The sequence below is a fragment of the Pseudomonas sp. B611 genome (assembly GCF_055407965.1).
This window is the reverse complement of the sequence record NZ_JBUZST010000038.1, coordinates 1-4,055: the sequence shown is the minus strand read 5'-3', so window position 1 is coordinate 4,055 and position 4,055 is coordinate 1. Positions and strand designations below refer to the sequence as shown.

The 4,055-nt window shown below is 59.0% G+C and carries 5 protein-coding genes and 2 pseudogenes; all 7 read left to right on the top strand.

Translation table 11 applies throughout. From position 1 onward, the window contains the following. Positions 1 to 365 precede the first annotated feature (365 nt). Positions 366 to 524, top strand: a pseudogene (locus tag ACZRMO_RS30140) (MerR family transcriptional regulator); the annotation flags it as partial. 91 nt (positions 525 to 615) lie between these two features. Then, positions 616 to 813 (top strand): annotated as a pseudogene (locus tag ACZRMO_RS30135) (SDR family oxidoreductase); the annotation flags it as partial. Positions 814 to 882: 69 nt separating this feature from the next. After that, a complete protein-coding gene (locus ACZRMO_RS30130; protein ID WP_016487046.1) occupies positions 883 to 1,560 on the top strand; it encodes a GntR family transcriptional regulator in 678 nt (225 codons plus the stop codon). An 81-nt stretch (positions 1,561 to 1,641) separates the two neighbouring features. Beyond that, complete coding sequence (locus ACZRMO_RS30125) at positions 1,642 to 2,232, top strand: TetR/AcrR family transcriptional regulator (RefSeq protein ID WP_003465041.1); 591 nt, start codon at positions 1,642 to 1,644, stop codon at positions 2,230 to 2,232. A 90-nt stretch (positions 2,233 to 2,322) separates the two neighbouring features. Continuing rightward, positions 2,323 to 3,024 carry a cysteine hydrolase family protein gene (locus ACZRMO_RS30120; RefSeq protein ID WP_003465039.1) on the top strand — a complete coding sequence of 234 codons (702 nt, stop codon included), beginning with the start codon at positions 2,323 to 2,325 and terminating at the stop codon, positions 3,022 to 3,024. Positions 3,025 to 3,078: 54 nt separating this feature from the next. Further along, the gene (locus ACZRMO_RS30115) at positions 3,079 to 3,303 is read left to right on the top strand and encodes a DUF2798 domain-containing protein (RefSeq protein WP_003465037.1); all 225 of its coding nucleotides are present in this window, start codon (positions 3,079 to 3,081) and stop codon (positions 3,301 to 3,303) included. 280 nt (positions 3,304 to 3,583) lie between these two features. Then, positions 3,584 to 4,055: extracellular solute-binding protein (locus ACZRMO_RS30110; protein ID WP_049273834.1), on the top strand; the 472-nt coding region annotated here is incomplete at its 3' end.

Below are 4,055 nucleotides of genomic sequence, written 5' to 3'. Positions count from 1 at the left end.
TTTTTTTGGCGATCACGCTCGGCCTGATGGTTGGCTGCTCGTCGAGTTCAAGTGCGATCTGATCAGTGAGCGGTAGCGCAAGTGGATCGCCTCAGCCAAGCAGCGTTGTTGCCGGCGGCCGGAAGAAAGCGGCGGGAAAGCCTTGAACTAGTAGCGGAAAGGATGAAACTTTATTTTTACGATTCTCAGCATTTTCCAAGGTTGAGCGAAAATTAGGATGATACTTTAATGATTCCGGCCTCCATCCCCACAAAACGCTTGCAGATGGCAGAATTGAAATAAGTCATTGTTTTAAATGGATTTTTGCAGGAATTGCTACGTTGCAGGGTCCTGTAGTTAGGATGACACTTTATTTTCCTCCCACAGAAACGCGAGCACGGGCTGCACGCAAGCTCGCGTTGATCGAGCAGAAGATGGCCGACTTGGTCGTCATGCAGCAACTGTTAGGCGAACTGGTGCAGCAATGTGATGCGGGAGACGGCGGAACGATCTGCCCGATCATCGAGGCACTGATCAGAGAGTAATGCCTGGCGGGTGAGCTGGAGATCGGAAAGCCCCTTTACGGTGGGATTCAGAGCTTACGTTGGTTTTTGGTTCCATTGCTCCCCAAACCCCGTCAATGCGATTGCACCGGGTGAGATCGAGACGTCGATCCTGTCTGCCGGGACCGAACTGATCGTCGATCAGCAGATCCCCATGCACCGCTTGGGCAAGCCGGAAGAAGTCGCATCCCTGGTGCATTTCCTCTGCACCCGAGGCGCGTCGTACATCAACGGTTCGGAGATTCATGTCAACGGTGGTCAGCACGTCTGAAATAATCTGGAAATCCCGGCCGGAAACTTCCATCATTCGGGCCGGGCATCCGCCGCAGATGAGCGATCAATGAGCAACCCCTACCCTATTCAAACCCTCAATCACTCTTACCTGGGCAGTGGCATCTACGAGTTGCTGCGCGAGGCACTGATCACCGGGCGTTTCCAGCCCGATGACCGCCTGCGCATCCGCGACCTGGCCGAACAACTGGGCACCAGCGTCACACCGGTGCGCGACGCGATCCTGCAACTGGCCAAGGAACAGGCGCTGATCCTCAAGACCCCGCGTGACATCCGCGTACCCATCCTCACCGCCGCGCAATACGGCGAGATCCGCAGCATCCGCCTGGCGCTTGAAGGCCTGGCTGCGGAGACGGCCGCCGCGCTGGTGACCGACAGCGAACTCGCAGACCTGCAAGCCTGCATCGAAAACAACATCGCCGCGATCAACGCCCAGGACTTGCAAGCCGCTCTCAAGTGCAATCAGCAATTTCACTACGCGCTGACCACCATCGCGCGCATGCCGGTGCTGGCGGGTTTGCTCGATAGCCTGTGGATGCGCACCGGCCCACTGATCGCCCGTGCCTATGGCAACTTCAACGAGCGCATGGCCATCGACCATCACTGGGAAGTGCTCGACGCACTCAAGCGCCGCGATGGCGCGGCGGCACGGGCGGCCATCTGCCGTGACATTCTCGATGGCAACGAGAAGATGCTCGAGTACATCGAGATGGCGCAGGCGGACTGATTGGCAGTCAATTCGACTGTTGACGAAACATAGATGACCAGTTAGTTTATTAAAACTTTCTCATCACTGGATGTCTCTGTCATGGCTCGCCCGGTCAACCTCGAAGTCAGATCCCGTTTGCTGTCGATTGGCCGCCAGGTGGTTCACAACCGTGGCTTCAACGGCTGCGGCGTCCAGGACATCACCGCCGCTGCCGAGATTCCCAAGGGCTCTTTCTACAACTACTTCGCCAGCAAGGAAGACTTCGCGGCAGAGATCCTCGAGGAATACTGGACCTCGATCGAAACCCGCCACGGGCCGATCTTCTACGACGCCCGGGTCAAGCCGCTGGAGCGCATCGGCCAGTTCTTCCAGGCCCTGGTGCTCGAGCACGGCGAGCATGAATACAGCCTGGGTTGCCTGATTGGCAACCTGTCCCTGGAAATGTCCAATGGCAGCGAACAAACCCGCAAGCGTCTGGCCGATGTGCTGGCGCGCTGGGAAGGTTTGCTCGCGAGCTGCCTGCGTGAAGCGCAGCAGCGCCGCGAACTCTCTGAAACTCACGACGCCGAAGCGCTGGCCAGTGTCATCGTCGAAGGCTGGGAAGGTGCGGTCATGCGCGGCAAGGTCCTGCGCGACGGTGCACCTCTGCAGCGTTTCGTATCGATGGTCTTGCCTCGGCTATTGGAGTGAGTTTTTTTTCCTCATTAATAAGACGACTGGTCATTTATATAAAGCAACATTCACGTCTCATCCACGCAAGCACCCAAGAGGTAAATCGTCATGAGCCATCTGTACGCCGACCCCGCCGAACCCGCACTGCCTGCCACTGGTTTCAAGCTCGACCTGAGCAAAGCCGCCCTGGTGGTCATCGACCCACAGAACGACTTCCTCAGCCCTGCCGGCGCCAGTTGGGCGGTGTTCGGTGAGAGCATCGTCGAGAACAACACCGTCGAAAACCTGGAAAAACTGTTCAAGGCCTTCAAGGCTCACGACCTGCCCGTGGCCGTGTCGCCACACTATTACTACCCGCACGACCACGACTGGCATTTTGGCGGTCCGCTGGAAAAGGTCATGCACAGCATCTGCATGTTCGATCGCAAGGGACCGAACACCCTGGAAAACTTCGAAGGCTCCGGCGCCGATTTCCTCGAGATCTACAAGCCGTACATTCTCGACGGCGAGACCATCATCGCCTCGCCGCACAAGGTCTACGGCCCGGAAACCAACGACCTGGCGCTGCAATTGCGCAAGAAAGGCGTGTCGCAGATCATCCTCGCCGGCATGGCGGCCAACCTTTGCGTGGAATCACACCTGCGCGAACTGCTCGAACAGGGCTTTGAAATAGTCGTGGTACGCGACGCCACCGCCGGCCCGCGCCTGCCGGATGGCGACGGCTACCTGGCGGCCATCATCAATTACCGCTTCCTCGCCCACGGGCTGTGGACCACCGAAGAGACTATCGCGCAACTGCAACCGGCTTGATCGTGCCCGAGCGGCCGGGCATCGCGCCCCCCCGCTCTTTCTCGAGAACCCCCGATGAAAATCCCCGCCCGTTATGAGCATTTCGTTTTCGGCGTCGTTCAATCCGGCCTGACCTGCGCGGTCGCGGCCGCCATCGCCACCACACCCCATGCGCTCGACCTGGCCTTTGCCGGCCGCTGGTTGAACGCGTGGGCGCTGTCGTGGGTATCGATGTTGCCGGTGGTGGTGCTGGCGGCGCCGATGATTCGGCGCGTGGTGAGGCGGATGACGGTGGGCTGAATGACTTGGCTATGACTCACCCAACACACCGCCATCGCGAGCATGCTCGCTCCTACCGGGGGCTTCGGGGCTGCTCGCGACAGGCGCGCAAGCCCGCACCCGACGCACGAAATACTGTGCCCGTTCGCATTTTCGCAATAAACCACTTTTCATCCGCGCATTTGTAGCCGCTTCGTTCACGGACAAGCCGGTACATTAGACCTCCATGGTCCCGCAGAGCGACCGACAACAAAACCTACAGCTCGCCCAAGAAAATCTGCCAACCATTCGGAGTCTTTCCATGAGCACATTGCGCACTACAGCTTTCCAACTCGCGAGTCTGGCCCTGTTCATCGGTAGCGCCACCCAGGCCATGGCCGAGGACATCACGTTCGTATCCCAGGGCGGTGCTTATCAGGAAGCCCAGAGCAAGGCGATCCTGGAGCCTGCGGCGAAAAAGCTCGGTCTGACGCTCAAACAGGACAGCTCGCCCAAGGCCTACCCGATCATCAAGACCCAGGTCGAGAGCGGCAAGGTCACCTGGGACGTGGTGGACCTGCCCACTGGCGACTGCATCCGTGGCGAAGCCGAAGGGCTGTTCGAGAAGCTCGACCTTGCGCTGATTCCCAATGCCGCGCAAATACCCGACAGCCTCAAGGACGAATACAGCGTCGGCTACATCAGCTACTCCACGGTGCTGGCGTATCGCACGGACGCGTTCAAAGGCGCGGACGTACCCAAGACCTGGGCCGACTTCTGGGACACCAAAAAAT

Excerpts from the sequence above, each read along its gene's own strand:
- ACZRMO_RS30130 (WP_016487046.1), top strand. The coding sequence starts at position 883 with ATGAGCAACCCCTACCCTATTCAAACCCTCAATCACTCTTACCTGGGC.
- ACZRMO_RS30125 (WP_003465041.1), top strand. The coding sequence starts at position 1,642 with ATGGCTCGCCCGGTCAACCTCGAAGTCAGATCCCGTTTGCTGTCGATT.
- ACZRMO_RS30115 (WP_003465037.1), top strand. The coding sequence starts at position 3,079 with ATGAAAATCCCCGCCCGTTATGAGCATTTCGTTTTCGGCGTCGTTCAA.
- ACZRMO_RS30120 (WP_003465039.1), top strand. The coding sequence starts at position 2,323 with ATGAGCCATCTGTACGCCGACCCCGCCGAACCCGCACTGCCTGCCACT.